The 15,533-nt window shown below is 70.6% G+C and carries 15 protein-coding genes; all 15 read right to left on the minus strand.

The window, feature by feature from the left end:
• Nucleotides 1-37 precede the first annotated feature (37 nt).
• The 15 genes from ACJMNC_RS12045 to ACJMNC_RS12115 all read right to left on the minus strand — a co-directional run bounded on the left by ACJMNC_RS12045 (nucleotide 38) and on the right by ACJMNC_RS12115 (nucleotide 15,474).
• Entirely contained in the window at nucleotides 38-2,167 is a 2,130-nt protein-coding gene (locus ACJMNC_RS12045) for an acetyl/propionyl/methylcrotonyl-CoA carboxylase subunit alpha (RefSeq protein ID WP_408948201.1), read from the minus strand.
• A gap of 10 nt (nucleotides 2,168-2,177) precedes the next feature.
• Nucleotides 2,178-3,773 (minus strand): carboxyl transferase domain-containing protein, encoded by a 1,596-nt coding sequence (locus ACJMNC_RS12050; protein WP_408948202.1) that lies wholly within the window; start codon nucleotides 3,771-3,773, stop codon nucleotides 2,178-2,180.
• Between the two features lie 54 nt (nucleotides 3,774-3,827).
• Nucleotides 3,828-4,487, minus strand: a complete 660-nt coding sequence (locus ACJMNC_RS12055; RefSeq protein WP_408948203.1) for a TetR/AcrR family transcriptional regulator — start codon at nucleotides 4,485-4,487, stop codon at nucleotides 3,828-3,830.
• Nucleotides 4,484-5,263 (minus strand): DUF5336 domain-containing protein, encoded by a 780-nt coding sequence (locus ACJMNC_RS12060; protein ID WP_408948204.1) that lies wholly within the window; start codon nucleotides 5,261-5,263, stop codon nucleotides 4,484-4,486. The genes ACJMNC_RS12055 and ACJMNC_RS12060 overlap by 4 nt, the downstream gene beginning before the upstream one ends.
• Nucleotides 5,264-5,358: 95 nt before the next feature.
• Complete coding sequence (locus ACJMNC_RS12065; RefSeq protein ID WP_408948205.1) at nucleotides 5,359-5,787, minus strand: RDD family protein; 429 nt, start codon at nucleotides 5,785-5,787, stop codon at nucleotides 5,359-5,361.
• Entirely contained in the window at nucleotides 5,787-6,566 is a 780-nt protein-coding gene (locus ACJMNC_RS12070; RefSeq protein ID WP_408948206.1) for a hypothetical protein, read from the minus strand. The genes ACJMNC_RS12065 and ACJMNC_RS12070 overlap by 1 nt, the downstream gene beginning before the upstream one ends.
• A gap of 60 nt (nucleotides 6,567-6,626) precedes the next feature.
• Nucleotides 6,627-7,442, minus strand: a complete 816-nt coding sequence (locus tag ACJMNC_RS12075) for a hypothetical protein (RefSeq protein WP_408948207.1) — start codon at nucleotides 7,440-7,442, stop codon at nucleotides 6,627-6,629.
• Nucleotides 7,442-9,679, minus strand: coding sequence for a hypothetical protein (locus ACJMNC_RS12080; RefSeq protein ID WP_408948208.1), 2,238 nt, complete (start codon nucleotides 9,677-9,679; stop codon nucleotides 7,442-7,444). Before ACJMNC_RS12080 ends, ACJMNC_RS12075 begins: the two co-directional genes overlap by 1 nt.
• A 145-nt stretch (nucleotides 9,680-9,824) precedes the next feature.
• Nucleotides 9,825-10,424: a hypothetical protein gene (locus ACJMNC_RS12085; protein ID WP_408948209.1), complete on the minus strand. Its 600-nt coding sequence runs from the start codon at nucleotides 10,422-10,424 to the stop codon at nucleotides 9,825-9,827.
• Complete coding sequence (locus tag ACJMNC_RS12090) at nucleotides 10,411-10,941, minus strand: hypothetical protein (RefSeq protein ID WP_408948210.1); 531 nt, start codon at nucleotides 10,939-10,941, stop codon at nucleotides 10,411-10,413. The genes ACJMNC_RS12085 and ACJMNC_RS12090 overlap by 14 nt, the downstream gene beginning before the upstream one ends.
• A gap of 127 nt (nucleotides 10,942-11,068) precedes the next feature.
• Nucleotides 11,069-11,944, minus strand: a complete 876-nt coding sequence (locus ACJMNC_RS12095) for an SDR family NAD(P)-dependent oxidoreductase (protein ID WP_408948211.1) — start codon at nucleotides 11,942-11,944, stop codon at nucleotides 11,069-11,071.
• Nucleotides 11,945-13,258 (minus strand): hypothetical protein, encoded by a 1,314-nt coding sequence (locus ACJMNC_RS12100; protein WP_408948212.1) that lies wholly within the window; start codon nucleotides 13,256-13,258, stop codon nucleotides 11,945-11,947. It abuts the gene before it with no gap.
• 6 nt (nucleotides 13,259-13,264) lie between these two features.
• Nucleotides 13,265-13,852: a nuclear transport factor 2 family protein gene (locus ACJMNC_RS12105; protein WP_408948213.1), complete on the minus strand. Its 588-nt coding sequence runs from the start codon at nucleotides 13,850-13,852 to the stop codon at nucleotides 13,265-13,267.
• A gap of 63 nt (nucleotides 13,853-13,915) precedes the next feature.
• Complete coding sequence (locus ACJMNC_RS12110) at nucleotides 13,916-14,107, minus strand: ferredoxin (protein ID WP_408948214.1); 192 nt, start codon at nucleotides 14,105-14,107, stop codon at nucleotides 13,916-13,918.
• Nucleotides 14,107-15,474 (minus strand): cytochrome P450, encoded by a 1,368-nt coding sequence (locus ACJMNC_RS12115; RefSeq protein WP_408948215.1) that lies wholly within the window; start codon nucleotides 15,472-15,474, stop codon nucleotides 14,107-14,109. Before ACJMNC_RS12115 ends, ACJMNC_RS12110 begins: the two co-directional genes overlap by 1 nt.
• Between the last annotated feature and the right edge of the window lie 59 nt (nucleotides 15,475-15,533).

A 15,533-nucleotide genomic window follows, 5' to 3' on the forward strand; every position in this document is an offset into this window, starting at 1 on the left:
GCGGTTCGGTCGGTCGGGAGGTGCGGTCGGCGGGTGATCACGGATCGGCCGGATCGGCGGGAGTCACGGGATCGACGGGAGTCACGGGATCGGCGGGAGTCACGAGGGCCAGCACCTGCTGGGCGTTCACCTTCTGGCCGGTGCTCGCGTGCAGGGCGACCACGCCGTCGCGCGGTGCGCGCAGGGTGTGTTCCATCTTCATCGCCTCGACCACCACCAGCGGATCGCCGGCCGCCACGGTCTGGCCCTCGCCGGCCGGGACGGCCACCACGGTGCCTGGCATCGGGCTGCACACCTCGCCGGCCTGCTCGGTCTCGTCGGCGTCGGCCAGGGTGTGGGCCCGGCGCATGATCCAGGTGCCGGATTCGCCGCTGACCCAGCGCTGTTCGCCGGTCTGGCGGACCGTCCAGCGGGTCTCGAGACCGTCGCAGCGCAGCACCAGCGCTCCGTCGGCCTCGGGCCGGTACCGGATCTGTGCGGTGAACGGTTCGCGGTCGAGGTCCTCGTAGTCGATGGTGGCGACCGCGTCGAGGCTGCGGGCGGGTTCCCCGCCGGTGACCTCGATCGAGACCCGGTAGCGGTGGCCGTCGCAGAGCAGCCGCGTAGTGATCGGCGAGGGCACCGAGATCCGGAACCCGACGGCGCTGCTCCACAGATCGTCGGCCGATCCCAGGTCGAGGGTGCCCACCGCCCCGGCGATCAGGGCGCGCGGGATCGGCAGCGGCGCCACATAGTCGTCGGCGAGCCGGTCGAGCAGTTCGGTGTCGAGGCGGGCCTCGCGCACCGGTGGCTGGGCCAGCACGAAGCGGCAGAAGTCGATGTTGGTGCCCACGCCGATCAGGACGGTCTCCGCGAGAGCCTCGTCGAGCCGGTCAAGGGCTTCGCCGCGGTCGGCGCCGTACGCGATCACCTTGGCGAGCATCGGGTCGTAGTGCGAGCCCACCACCCCGCCTTCGGCGATGCCGGAGTCGATCCGGATGCCGCCGCCGCCCGGCCGGAGATGCATCCCGGCCGCGGCCGGCCATTCCAGCCGGTCCACGGTGCCGCCGGTCGGCAGGAAGCCCTGCGCCGGATCCTCGGCGTAGACGCGCGCTTCCACGGCGTGCCCACGCAGCCGGACCTCGTCCTGCGCGATGGCCAGCACCTCGCCGCGGGCCACCCGGATCTGCTGTTCCACCAGGTCGATGCCGGTGACCAGTTCGGTCACCGGGTGCTCCACCTGCAGCCGGGTGTTCATCTCCATGAAGAAGAAGTCGTCGGGCGAGCTCGCCGAGACGATGAACTCGACGGTGCCGGCGCCGGTGTAGCCCACCGAGCGGGCGGCGTCGCAGGCGGCGGTTCCGATGCGGTCCCGGGTCTGCGGGCTCAGCAGCGCCGACGGCGCCTCCTCGATCACCTTCTGGTGGCGCCGTTGCAGTGAGCACTCCCGCTCCCCCAGGTGGATCACGTTGCCGTGTTCGTCGGCGAGGATCTGCACCTCGATGTGCCGGGGCGTGTCCACGAAGTGCTCGAGGAACAGGGTGTCGTCGCCGAACGCCGACGCGGCCTCCCGTCGCGCGGTGCGCAGCGCGGCGGGCAGGTCCGCGGGCTCATCGACGCGGTGCATTCCCTTCCCGCCGCCGCCGGCGCTGGGTTTGATCAGGACCGGGAAGCCGATCCCCGGTGCGGCGTCGATCAGTTCGTCGTCGGTGAGGCCCGGCCGGGACAGACCGGGAACCACCGGGACGCCGCGGGCGGTGACCGCGGCGCGGGCTGCGATCTTGTCGCCCATGGTGCCGATGGCGCCGGCCGGCGGACCGATGAAGGCGATGTCGGCGTCGGCGAGTGCGGCGGCGAAAGCCTCGTTCTCCGAAAGGAATCCGTAACCGGGGTGGACGGCGTCGGCGCCGGCCCGGCGGGCGGCGGCGACCACTGCCTCGATGTCGAGATAGCTCTGTGCGGCCGGCGCCGGGCCGATCCGCACGGCGGTGTCGGCGGCCCGCACATGCGGGGCGTCGGCGTCGGCATCAGAGTAGACGGCGATCGACGCGATGCCCATCGACCGCAGGGTGGCGATCACCCGGCAGGCGATCTCGCCGCGGTTGGCCACCAGCACGCTGCCGATGGGCCGGGCGGCGCCGGTCTGGGAGTCGCCGGGCGGGTGGGGTGCGAATGCCTCGACGGTCACGATCAGTTCCTCACATCCGGAAGACGCCGTTGGCGACGTCGGCGAGCGGGGCGCGGCGGCAGGCCTGCAGGGCCAGGCCGAGCACGGTGCGGGTGTCGGCGGGGTCGACGATGCCGTCGTCCCAGAGCCGGGCGGTGGAGAAGTACGGGTCGGACTGCTCGTCGAACTGCCGGCGGATGGGCTCTTTGAAGGCCTCCTCGTCGGCGGCCGTCCACTCCTGCCCGGAGCGCTGCGCCTGTCCGCGGCGGACGGTGGCCAGCGTGTCGGCGGCCTGCGGCCCGCCCATCACCGCGATGCGCGAGTTGGGCCAGGTCCACAGGAAGCGCGGCGAGTAGGCGCGGCCGCACATCGAGTAGTTTCCGGCGCCGAACGAGCCGCCGATCATCACCGTCAGCTTGGGCACCCGCGCACAGGCCACCGCGGTGACCATCTTGGCGCCGTTCTTGGCGATGCCGCCCTCCTCGTACTGGCGCCCCACCATGAACCCCGTGATGTTCTGCAGGAAGATCAGCGGGATGCGGCGGCGATCGCAGAGTTCGATGAAGTGCGCCCCCTTGAGCGCCGATTCGGAGAAGAGCACACCGTTGTTGGCGATGAAGCCGACCGGATGCCCGTGCAGACGGGCGAAGGCGGTGACCAGCGAGGTCCCGTAGTTCGCCTTGAACTCGGTGTATTCGCCTGCGTCGCTGAGGATCTCGATCACTTCGCGGACGTCGTACGGGATCTTCGGATCAGTGGGCACCACGTCGTAGAGCTCGTGCTGGTCGCGCAGCGGCTCCCGGGTGGGCACCGTCTCCCACTGCGGCGGCTCCACCGGGCCCAGGGTGGCGACGATCTCGCGGACCTTGGCCAGCGCCTGCTCGTCGTTGTCGACGAGGTGGTCGGTGACACCGGAGACCGACGAGTGCATGGTGCCGCCGCCGAGGTCCTCGGCGGTGACGTCCTCGCCGGTGGCGGCCTTCACCAGCGGCGGTCCGGCCAGGAAGATGGTGCCCTGATTGCGGACGATGACGTTCTCGTCGCTCATCGCCGGCACGTAGGCGCCGCCGGCGGTGGAGGAGCCGAGCACCGCGGAGATCTGCGGGATGCCGGCCGCACTCATGGTGGCCTGGTTGTAGAAGATCCGGCCGAAGTGCTCGCGGTCGGGGAAGACGTCCTCCTGGTTGAGCAGCATCGCCCCACCGGAGTCGACGAGGTAGATGCACGGCAGCCGGTTGGCGGCGGCGATCTCCTGCGCGCGCAGATGCTTCTTGACGGTCACCGGGTAGTAGGTGCCGCCGGAGACGGTGGCGTCGTTGGCGACGATCATGCACTCGCGGCCGTGGATGCGTCCGATGCCGGCCACCACCCCGGCGGCCGGCGCCTTGCCGTCGTACATGCCGTACGCGGCCAGCGGGGCCACCTCCAGGAAGGGCGATCCGGGGTCGAGGAGACCGTCGACGCGCTGCCGGGGAAGCAGCTTGCCGCGGTCGAGGTGGCGCTGCCGGGCGGTGGCGCCGCCACCGGCCGCGGCGGCGGACAGTCGTTCGCGCAGGACCGCCACATTGGTGCGGTGCGCGGCGGCGCCCGAGGGGTCCCCGGCGCCGGCGGACGAGGTGGCCGTCATCGCCCCACCTTTCAGTTAGTCGTCGTTAACTGAAATTAGTGTACGTGATGCCGGTCACGCATTCCAGGGTCCGGCGGGATCGGCGGCATCCGGCCCCGACAGCAGCGCCCCCATCGCCATCTCGGTGAGCAGGACGCGCAGCCGGTCCTGCGGGTAGGGCGGCAGCCGGTGCGAGGAGTTCAGCAGGCCGAAGACGGCGTGCACGCGCACCCGGGCCTCGGCCGTGTCCAGCGGCCGGCCCGCCTCGGCGGCGGCCTGCTCGAGCACGCTCACCCAGCGTTCGACGTAGTGGCGCTGCAGGGAGCGGACCCGCCGGTTGGCCTCCGGGGTGAGTGAGCCCAGGTCACGATCCTGCACGGCGATCAGGTCGGGTTTGGTCACCAGCACGTCGATGTGGAAACCGATCAGGGCCAGCAGCACCTGCCGGGGCGGGCCGCCGGCGTCGGCCACCTCGTCGCCGCCGTTGCGCAGCCGCTCGCTGATGTCGAGCAGCAGCTGGTCGAGCAGGTCGGTCTTCGACGAGAAGTGCCGGTACATGGCGGGGCCGCTCACCCCCACCTCGGCGCCGATGTCCTCCAGGCGCACCGCGGCGAAACCGCGTTCGGCCATCTGACGGGCGGCCGCAGAAATGAGTTCCGCACGACGCGCCGCCTTGGCTTGGCCGCGGCGCGTCGTGCGGATGCCGTCACCGGAGTCCGGTGCGGAATTGCTCACTGCTCGTCGTTCATCCCGTCCATGACGGTGGCCGCACCGATCAACGCGAGCTGGAAGGCACCGAAGATCAGCGAGACGAAGGCGCCGGCGCCCAGGCCGATGAACGAGGGCAGCCCCAGAGCCGAGGCCAACAGACCCAGCCAGGCGAGGATCACCAGGAAGGTCATATGCGGCAGGTACTTGCGCCACTTGGCGGCGACGAAGCCGAAGGCGGCCACACCGGCGGCGCCGAGCAGCAGCAGGAAGACGCCCGGGGTGAAGACCATGGTCAGGAACGCCGGGATGCCGACGCTGTCACCCTGGTCCGCGGCCCAGTCGGCGGCGTCGTTCTCGATCGACTCGTCGAAGCTCACCCACGAGACGAAGCCCATGAAGAACGAGATGAGACCGGCCACACCCGATGCCAGCGCCAGCTTGATGGGCGTGGGCAGCTGAGCGAAGAATCCCGGTCCGGGCGGCGGCCCGAACGGCGGCGGCCCCATCGGCCCGCCGGGCAGCGGCTGCCCGAACTGATCGACCTGCAGCGGCTGGCCGTACTGGTCGACCGGCAGAGGCTGGCCGTACTGGTCGACCGGACCCTGCTGACCGAACGGCCCCGGCTGCGGACCGGTGTGGGGACCGGTCTGCGGACCCGGACCCCCCGGATGCGCCTGTGCGGGATCGTTCTGCCAGGACGCCGCCGGCTGCGGCTGCGAAGGCTCGTTCTGCCACGACTGTGAGGGGTTCTGCCCGCCGAACTGCGTCGGCTCGTACGGGTCGTTCGGAGTTTGCGTCATGCGGGTATTGAACCATTCCCCACCTGCACAGGCCGACCGTTGTTGCTCACGGGTCCATCCGGATGAATGACGACGGGTCTGTCCGGCGACGGCGATCAGTGGCCGGAGTAGACCACTTCGGTCCGCGTGAGGATGTCGTGCACCGCGCGGCGGCTGGGCGAGAACACCACCCAGGCCAGGCCGATCGGGAAGAAGGTGCACACGCACGCCCGCAGGAAGGCCCGGACCAGATGCGGCGAGGCGCCGGTCTTGCGCCGGCACACCCGCAGCCCCAGCAGCAGCTGCCCGGGGGTGCGCCCGAAGGCGGACCAGCTGACGGTCAGGTAGAGCACCGAGGCGAGCAGGAAGCCCGCGGTACTGAACAACCAGGACATGGTGGGAAAGGTGAAGGTGCGGACGTCGACGATGAAGATCACGAAGGTCACCGCCAGGTAGAGCCCGGCGAGCAGTACGACGACGACGATCAGGTCGAGGACGGCCGCCATCCCGCGGGAGACGATGCCCGCGGGCCGCCGCGGCGGCATCAGGGGCTCCCCCGGCCGGCATCGCCCCCGGTCTCCGGTTCCGGGCCCCCGGTCTCCGGTTCCGGCCGGGCGTCGGCACGGCGGAAGACCCGGCGCACGAACTGGTCGACGCGGTCGTCGGCGCGCTCGCTGCCGCTCCGCACGTCGGAGATCATCTCGGTGGTGACGGTGCTGCTGGCATCGCGGACGATCGAGTTCAGGTCGATGCCGTCCACCACCTGCCCGGCCACACCCACCAGATCGGTGCGGGCCAGGATGGCGTCGACGTCGAGCGAGGCGAGCATCCGGTTCAGGTCGAGGACCGCCAGCGGACCGTTCAGGTCCAGTTCGGCGATCAGCGGATTCAGATCGACCTGCGCCAGCAGCCGATTCAGGTCCACCCCGGACAGCAGCCGGTTCAGGTCCACGCCGTCCAGCAGTGCGTTGAGATCGACCTGGGCCAGCAGTGCATCGAGGTCTACCCGGGCCAGGACGGCATCGAGGTCCACCCCGGCGAGCACCTCATCGAGATCGAGGCCCGCCAGCAGCGCCTGCAGATCCACGGTCGCCAGCACCGCGTTCAGATCGACCGCCGAGACCACGGCGCCGGTCAGGTCCCGGCCCGCCAGCTCGTCGGCCACCGCGTCGATGACGGTGCGGACCACTGTCCGGACGACGGTCACCGGCACCGCCGCAACGCTTCCGGCCGCGCCCTTGGCCAGGCCGTAGACCCCGCCGAGTATCGGCAGTCGCGTGAGCGTCTGGTCGGCGGCACGCAGCGCACCGATCGGCTGTGTCATCGATCAAGTATGACCTGCCGGCGGCCGTCCGGAGCGCGCATGGAGATGCCCCGGCCGAGGTCACCGGTGGAGCCGGAGCCTCAGATAGGCCCGATCGTCGAACGACGAGGCTCCCGGCCCCAGACCCTTGGTCTCCGGCACCTCGGCGATGAGCAGCGGATCCTGCGCGAGCCGGCCGGCCAGCGCCGCTTCGGATTCGGCGAGCGTCGGTCGGAGATCGGGATATCCGTCCGAGGCGAGGATCAGGTCCACGCCGGTGTCCGGAACCTCCACCGGCACAATCCGGCACAGCTCGGGCGGGATGGGTTCGGGTGCGATCGCCGGGTAGGCGAGCTCACCGGCGCCGGGGTTGTTGCGCAGCGCCCACTGCCGGGTCAGCAGCGCGCGGATCGCCTGCCGCCCGGGATCGTCGGCGCGCAGCTCGTCGACGGTGGCGCCGGCACTGAGCGCCGCACGATCGACGACGCTGCGGAAACGGGCGGCGGCATCGTCGATCTGTTTGGTGAGCCGGTGGTGGACGCCGCCGACGATGGCGGCGGCGTCGCCGATCAGCCACACCTGGCCGTGGCGGGCCGCGTAGACCACCGCACTCGCGCTCCAGGCCCGGCCCCGGCAGGGCCGGTCGGCCGTCGCAGCACGCAGGCTCTGCTCGGCGGCGAGCAGGAAGCCGGGCAGCGAGGTGTCCGGGCCGAGTTCGGCGATGAGTGCCGCAAGCCGTTCGGCGGCAAGACGTCCGGCGTCCGAGCCGCAGCATTCACAGGGCTCGGCGACGGTGGCGCCGTCGATCACGGCCGCCCAGGAGCCGGCGACGACGATCACGTCGGCACCCGGCCCGGCCGCCTTGGCGACGAGGGATCGTTCGATCTCCGCGAACATCACCGATCGGCTCCTTCCCGGTTGGCGCCGGAGGTCACGGGCGCCCGGTGGGCATCCCCTGTGTCACGGGCCGGGGTCACCCCGGCCCCGGCGATCAGATCGTCGTACCCGCTCGTGCCGGCGGCCGGTCCGACACTCTCCGGCGCAGCCGAGTACAGCTCCCGCACCCACTGCGCGAAGATCGCTTCCGGCGGGTTCCCGGAGTCCCGGATCACGCGGTCCGGATCGACGACGATCCGCGGAGTCCCCGCCTGCCAGGGCACAGCCCACCACGGCCGCGTCGCAAAGGCCCGACGAAAGGCTGCCACGGTGGCGGCCGGACCGTGCAGCATGGCGCAGCAGTAGAGCGCTCCGACCAGAGCGGACTGTTCGAGGTCGTCGAGAATGCGGCGGGTACCCGCCTTGCGCGGCCGCTGCCTGCCGCGCACGTGGCACAGGGTGGTCAGAGCCTCGGCGAAGGACTCCGCCGTCGGTCCCACCGGCACGAAGAGCAGTCCGACGGATTCGTAGCGGCCTTTGCCCGGCGAGGCGTGGATGCGGCGCCGCCGGAAATCGTCGGGAGTGAGCGCGGTCCGGCCCGTCGCCAGCAGCGTGGTCAGGATCTCGCCCTTGGTGCCCGCGTCCCCGACCGGCTCGGGTGCCGAGTTGGATTCGAAGACGCAGCTCGCCTCCAGTTCGTAGTCGTCCGGTTGCAGCCCCAGCTCTTCGGTCAGTTCGCGCCGGATGCCGTCCAGAATCTCCACGGTGCCGAACCTCCCCTCGTCACAGTCACTGGGGCCCACCTTGAGTTCCACCACCCCGCCGGAGGTGGGACCGAGCACACCGGGAGCGTTGGAGACGTTGTTGCTTCGCTGCATGAGCACCAGATAGGGACCGCCCGCCGACTCGGCGATCAGACAGACCTTGCCGTTGAGCAGCGGCGCACGCAGACGCCGCTCCCCGGGTGTCCGCCGCGCTCCGATCGGCCGCAGCGTCCGGCCCCGCCCCGGTCCGGCATCGACCGTCGCCGCGGGCAGCAGTGCGAAGCCGCCGACGTCGTGCCGCGCATCGTGCGTCAGCTGGGCGTCCGACAGCTTCTTGCAGTGGGTCGCGAATCCGCCCGCGTCGGCCGTCTTACCCGGTTCGGTGCTGTAGTAGTCCGTCTCGTCGGTGACCAGCACCAGCGTGGCGCCCTCCGCGCCCGGGTGCTGGCGCGCATCGACGTAGTCGAGTACCGGGATCCGCCCGTTGTAGTCCCCGAGCAGACCGAAGCCCCCGGTATCGCCGGCCGCGCCGTGCTCGCGCTCGTGGACCGCGTCATAGGCGGACTGCTCGAGTGTCGGCGCCGGGGCTGAGGATCCGGCCTGCCCCGTCGCACCGCACCACAACCCGCGATGCCAGACGACGATCCTGTCGAAACAGGCGGCGCGGGTAGCGGTCGCATCGGCGAGGACAACGGCACCGGTCAGTGCCGAGATGCTCTCGCGGAACACGTGATCCGGCTGTCCCTCACGGTCCGACGGCCACGCCCGCTTCGCACTCGCCCACGTCTCCTGCCGGACCGGCACCAGCTCGGCGAACTGCTGCAGGTAGTCGTTGAGCAGGGCCAGGTACTCGGTGTTGACCGTGGTGCGATCACTGAGCAGATACCGGCCGACCATCGTCGACGATCGCGGTTCGACGGCCTCCCTCACGACCTGGGCGGCGAAGCCGAAGCGCCGGGTCTCGAACGGCAGGGCATCCGGAGAGAAGTCGGCGGTGCACGCGCACCTGACGCCGGGCATCTTCTGCTTCCACGGCGGGCAGTGCTGCTCGAACATCACCGCCGCAACCCGCGCGGGCGGCGGCGGGGCTCCGTGCTGCACCTGGGTCAATGCCCGGCGCAGGGTCCGGTACACCATCCCCCGGCAGTGCCGGCAGGGGCAGGACGAGTTGATTCCGGTGCGCCAGGCACGCCAGCGGACCCGGCGGACCGAGCCCTTGGAGAACCAGCTGCCGAAGACTCGGACGCACGAGACGAAGATCAGCACACCCAGCGCGACGCGCTCACCGCTCCACGCTTCGGAGGGCTGCCGGGAGAGCCAGGATCCGAGGTCGACGAACCACGACCGGCCGGCCGCACTCGCAAGGCAGACGATCGCCACGACCGCACCGGCAACGACGGCCACCGCGTTCCACACCTCGGTGGTGTGCTTCCACCGAGGGGGCGCCGGAGCCGGCCGGTCCGGCGGCGCACCGGTGTCCGCCGGATCAGTCATCCGCGCGCTCCGTACCACCGCTTCCGGTCATGCCCCCAGTATTGCCTACCGCGCCGTCTGGCCTGCCGCACCGTATCGCCGCCGAATCGCGGGTCCGCTCCTCTCCGCTCGGCCGCGTACACGGCAGAGCGCGCCGGCCGGTCGATCAGTTGAGGCAGCCCTCGGGGAGGACGGCGTCGTTGAGCGCGGTGAGGGCGGCCGGGAACGCGGTGCCGTCGTTGACGTAGCGCCGGCCGTCGCGCTGCAGATTCCACGGGACGTTGCCGGAGGTGTTGGAGGTACTCGACACCGTGAGGTCGCCGGTATCGGTTGCCAGGGTGATGTCGTACTTCGGATAGTCGTCGGTGTGCTCGATGGTCTCACTCGGCCCGGTGGCCGGCTCGGCGCCGGCCAGGATCGAGTCCAGCGCCTCCACCAGCTGCGGAGGCACCGTGGTCTGCGAGGTCGACGGCTCGCCCGGGCCGCGGAAGTGCATGCCCACGCACTCGACGGTGGCCTGGCAACGGCCACCGTCCTGCCCGCACACGATCGAATAGGAGTAGCTGCGCCGGCCGGCCAGACCGACCCACGAATAGGACGTCCGCACCTCCCGGATCACCAGTTGCGTATCGCCGGCGCCGCCTCCGTCGTCGTCTCCGCACGCGGCGAGCAGCGCAGTGCCGGTGACGAGTACGGCGCCGACGGCCGCAGTACGCAGCAGCCGCCGCCGCTGCGCCGCAGCCTGCCCGGCGTCAGGGGACGTCAAGCGCGATCACCCCCGGGATGGTGCTGATCACGGCGGGCGGATCGTCGTCGGCCTGCCGGATCACCTCGACGGTCGCCACCACCGTCCCCCGGCCGGTGACGGCGTTCGTGCTGGTGCCGAGCCGGGCCGCGAAACCCGGTGCGGTGGTGCCGTGTCCGGGCAGCCGCCAGTGCCGCAGCCGCACCGCTCCGGTGCGGCCGGTGGCCAGATTCCGCCACGACACCTTCAGATAGCGCGGCAGGTACTGGTGGTCGTACTTGCGCAGCCCCACCACGCGGAAGGTGACCGCGGCCGGGGGCGGCGGGTACTGCAGGGTCCGCGGAGCAGGCTGCGCGGTCACGGTGATCCGGGTGAAGTCGCCGCCGGGCACCCCGTGCCCACCGTGTTCGAGACCGCCGGTCACCGGCAGCACCGCCAGCGGGGCGGCCTGCGCGGACGGCGCGTTGGCCCCGGCCAGTCCCAGCGCGGTCAGTACCGTCACGGCCAGCACCACCGTGCTGCGCGCCATGCCCTTCATCGGTGCCCCTTCGCCCGCTGTACCGATTCTCAGGTCTCACCGTTGCCGCTCCGAGACCTGAAAATCAGGGTAGGCGCCACCTGCGGCGCACCCAAGGATCCGCGCCTCCCACGAGTGTCGCCGCGCCTCAGCCGGTGCTCTGGTGCAGCAGCTCGTGCAGCTCACCCATCTCGTAGGGCGGCGAGTCGGCGTGATCCCGGTAGGCCAGGAAGACCGGCATCACCGGATCGTAGCGTCCGATGAAACCGCCTGCGGCACTGTAGATCTGACCGGTGATGTCTGCCGCACCGGCACTGGCCAGGTAGACGTAGAGTGCGGCGACGTACTCCGGTGGCGCCGGTGCGAGCGCCGCATCCCGCAGACCGTCGTCGAGGATCCCGCGACGGTGCAGGCTCTCGATGTGCGCGACGAAGTCGTCGCCGGAGGACAGCCGGGACTGCGCCCCGGGCATCACCACGTTCACCCGCACACCGAACTCGCGCAGGTCCGCGGCGGCGGCCAGCGCCAGCGCATTCACTCCGCCCTTGGCCGCCGGATAGCCGCTGCCGCCGAACATGCCCAGCGAGGCCGCCGAGCCGGTGAGCACGATCGACCCGGCCCCCTGCTCGGACATCACCGAGCCGGCCGCCTTGGTGAGCTCGAAGGCGCTGGTCAGGTGCGCCTCGATCTGTTCGTCGAACTCGGCCCGGGTCAGGCTCAGCACCGTCGATCCCGGAGGCTCGGCGATGCCGGCGCAGTTCACCGCCACATCGAGTGAGCCGAACTCGGCGAGCGCCGCGTCGACCAGTTCCTGCGCCACCCCCGGCGCACCGGCCGAGCCGCAGACGCCCACCGCCTGGCCGCCGCCGCTGAGCACCTCGTCGACGGCGGCGGAGACCGCGTCCCGGTCGCGCCCGTTCACCACCACGGACACCCCGCGCACCGCCAGCGCGTGCACCACCGACAGGCCGATGCCCCGGGTGCCGCCGGCGACCACCGCCACTGTGCCCGGCAAGCCGGTCACCTACCGGCCCACCGGGGTGATGGACAGTGCGACCGACGGCCCGCGGTCGGCGAAGTGGAAGTTCGAGCCGCTGCTGAACCGTACGATCGCCACCTCCCCCGACTCCTCGTGCGCCTGCTCGCCCCGGGAGAAGCGGATCACCAGCCCGTCGGCGGACTCCTCCGCGGTGGCGGTCAGATACGGGTCCACGGCGGTCGCGGCCGCCTGCAGCGGCTCGATGTGGTCGACGGTCAGCAGCGTGATCCACCCGCCGTCCTCCTGCGCCGGCGAGTCGGCCGGAATCCGCAGCACCACCTCGTCGCCGTCCACCGCCACCTGAACACCGGTGTACTGCACCGGCCCGAGCACCGGGTGCAGCGCCAGCACCTGCGCCAGCGAGTCGGCATCGCCGGACAGGTCCAGCGCCGCCTGCAGCCGGTCGGCCGAGAGTCCGGCGATCCCGGTGAGCTGTTTGCGGAAGATCTCCACCGCCTGCTCCTCGCTCTGCGCGTAGCGGCGCAGACTGAGCTGGAAGCCCAGGGCCAGCAACTGGTGCTGCAGCGCCACCTCCTCGGCGATCCGGGTGAGCGCCCCGGCCGACCAGTCCCGGAACTGCAGATCCTGGTGCAGCGGGCCGCGATAGTCGGTGTAGCCGTCCGTGGCCCGGCCGTCGATCGGGCTCAGCGCCACCTGTGCTGCCGCCAGGGTGAAGACGTGCTCGGCGTCCTCGGGCAGCGGCAGTTCCGGCCGGTCCGGTTCGATGGTCACCGTCCACGCGCAGTGCGGGGTCCGGTCGGCCGGCACCCGCGGCGGCCGGTGGATCGGCCGGATGCGGGCCCGCCGGTTGGTGGCGATGGCCGTCGCGTCGAAGGTCGGATCCTCGATGTCGTGGCACATGGCGGTCACATACTCGTCGCCCAGCGGCTCGACGTCCATCAGCGCGCCGCAGTGGTCGAGGACGAACGCACCGTGATGCGGATCGGTGATCTCGTACCGGAAGTCCATGAACTGCGGCGGCGCACCGATGTCGAGCTGAAGGCATTTGAACATGTCCTCGACGGTGTCGCCGTCGATACCCAGGGCGCTGCGCATCCGGTGCGTGTAGACCGGGCTCGCGGCCATCCACTCCTCGATGGCCACCCGGGTCATGATCTCCCGACCGAAGGCGCTGATCAGGTGTGCCATTCCGCTGCGATCGATCAGCTGGCCGGAGAGCAGCAGCTCGGGGACCAGCGTCGCCAGTTGCGACTGGGTCAGCCGGGCGTGCGGCGACGGTGGGCCGGGATGCTCGTCGCCGAGCGGACAGGCCGGCTCGAGTGGGGTCGACTCACTCATGCCGGCTCACCAGAACGGCACGGGCGCAGTGCCGAGGTCGTACCAGCCGGGCAGATCGCCCGGGGCCGACTTCTCCACGCGGGCCAGCATCTCGTCGCTCATCGCCTTGTCGGTCATCATCTCGACGAACAGCGAGGAGACATTGCCGAAGTCGAAGAAGTCGCGCTGCCAGGCGAATTCGAAGTTCCCGCCGTACTTGAACCAGCTGCCCTGGATCCCGTTCAGCGCGTAATTGCTGCCGTCGGCGCGGGTGCCCTCGTAGACCTGCTTCCACAGGCCGATCATGTCGCCGGTGGCGTCGTCGATCACCCAGGTCTGGTACGGGTAGGTCCAGCCCTTGAGGCCCTCCATCTCCTGGCCGAGGGCCAGCTCGCGGATCTCGTCGCGGCCGACGGCCATGAAGTCCTTCGCGGGACCGTAGTTCCAGCCGTAGGTGGCGTCCTGTGCGTAGTACTGGGCCAGGGTGGTCCAGTCGCCGAGCTTCTCCGCCTCGATGTTGGCGGCGAGCCAGCGCGTCTTCATCTCCTCCAGTTCGGCGCGGTCGAACGGGCCGGCGTGGTCGGCGGCGGTGAAGTCCCGGAAGTTCTCAGTCATGTCTGTTCGGTTTCCTTTGTCGGAGTGAGGGTGTCGGTCGCCGTCTGCACGGCGGCGGTGCGGTCAGTCTTCGACGATGCGCAGTGCCTGCGTGGGGCAGTACCGGACGGCGGCCTCGATCTCGGCCCGCCGGCTCTCGTCGGGGGTCGGGTCGAGGATCAGCACACTGTCGCGCTGCGCCTCGAAGACCTCGGGTGCCTCCATCTCGCACATCCCGTGCCCCTGGCACAGGTCGAGGTCCACTTCGATACGCATCAGCGCACCCGCCGGCGGTACCGAACCTTGCAGGGCTGGGCCAGCTGGACGACCATCTTCGAGTGGTCGTTGTGGTAGCTCTCCGGCGGCTGGGACAGCTCGAACTCGTAGTTCTGCAACAGCACCGAGAAGATGGCCTTGATCTGCATCATGGCGAACTGTGCGCCCACGCAGCGGTGCCGGCCGGCGCCGAACGGGATCCAGGTCCACCGGTTGATGATGTCGTCCTGGCGCGGGTCGATGTAGCGGAACGGATCGAACGACTCGGCCTCCGGGAAGTCCTCGGGCAGCCGGTTGTTGACGGCCGGCGAGACCGCGATCAGCTGGCCGGCCCGGACCTCGTTGCCCTCCACCTCGAAGTTCTCCTGAACCAGACGCATGAGGATGATCAGCGGAGGATGCAGCCGCAGGGTCTCTTTGATGCCCGCCTCGAGCAGCGGGATCTGCCGCATGGCGGCGAACGAGTACTCCGGCCGCCCCTCTCCCTTGTCCTCGTAGATGTCGTCGAGTTCGGCGACGACCTGGGCCATGAAGTCGGGGTGCCGGAGCAGCTCGAGCAGGGTCCACGCGGAGGTGCCCTGGGTGGTGTGGTGGCCGGCGAACATCATCGAGATGAACATGCCGGTCACGGTGTCGGCGCTGAACATCGGCGAACCGTCTTCGTTCTTCAGCGACACCAGCACGTCGAGCAGATCGCGCTTGTCCTTGTCGGGTTCGGGGTTGGCCTCGCGCTCGGCGAGCACCTCGGTCATGAACGCGACGAGTTCGGCGCGGGCGGCGTCGCGGCGCCGGAAGCTCTCGATATCGGCGTTGTAGTCGACGTAGGCGTACGGGTCCGTGCCGCGTTCGAGATCGTGATAGATCTCCGAGATCCGCTTGCTCAGCCGCTCCCGGAACTTGCGGCCGATCAGGCACGACGACGAGGTGTAGAGGGTCAGCTCACCGAACCACTCGAGCAGGTCGATCTCGCCCTCGTCACCCCAGTCGGCGATCATCCGCTCCACCTCCTCGGGGATGGTGACCGCGTGCTGCTTCATGTGCGCACCCTTGAGAGACTGGTTGTGCAACGCCTTGGCGCGCTCCTCCGGGCTGGCGTCGAAGACCACGCCCTCGCCGAAGACCGGGGTCATGAACGGGTAGGCGGCGGCCTGGTCGAGCATCTCGTCGGGCGCCCGGAAGAACTCCTCGTTGGCCGAGGCGCCGGAGACCAGCACCACCTCGCGGCCGGCGAGCTCGAACATGCCCACGTCGCCGCACTCGTTGCGGACGCGCCAGAACAGTTCGATCGGATCGTTGGTGAGGTCGTCGAGGTGCCCGTGTTCGCCTTCTCCGCCGGAGACGCGCTTGGGGGTGGTGAGGGTGGTCATCGTCAGTGTCCTTCCTGGTGCAACGGGTGCGGAAGTCGTTGGTGGGCTGGTGATTCGGC

Origin of the sequence: Gordonia sp. VNK21, from assembly GCF_046098115.1 — a bacterium.
Lineage (GTDB): Bacteria > Actinomycetota > Actinomycetes > Mycobacteriales > Mycobacteriaceae > Gordonia.